The sequence below is a fragment of the Corynebacterium sp. HMSC056F09 genome, from assembly GCF_001815785.1.
GTDB classification, from domain to species: domain Bacteria; phylum Actinomycetota; class Actinomycetes; order Mycobacteriales; family Mycobacteriaceae; genus Corynebacterium; species Corynebacterium hiratae.
The window spans coordinates 1-277 of record NZ_KV821961.1 but is presented as its reverse complement, the minus strand read 5'-3'; the positions used below and the strand labels follow the sequence as shown (position 1 = coordinate 277).

The 277-nt window shown below is 55.6% G+C and carries 1 protein-coding gene; it reads left to right on the top strand.

From position 1 onward, the window contains the following. Positions 1-277: IS30 family transposase (locus HMPREF3056_RS09945; RefSeq protein WP_141759867.1), on the top strand; the 277-nt coding region annotated here is incomplete at both ends.

The following is a 277-nucleotide window of genomic DNA, read 5'->3' as shown; positions in this document are numbered from 1 at the left end:
GGACTACCGCATCAGCAAGCGCCCTGCCAGCGTTGAAGACCGCGCTATTCCAGGGCATTGGGAAGGCGATCTCATCATCGGCCAAGGAGGCACAACGGCCCTTGTGACCTGCGTGGAGCGCAGTACGCGCTACACCATGATCCGCAAACTTGATGTGCATGATTCCGCCACGACTGTCGATAAGTTAATCGAGATGTTTACCGGCAAAATACGCAACATCACCAAAACACTGACCTGGGACCAAGGCGTGGAACTAGCCCAAGTAGACAGGCTGAGC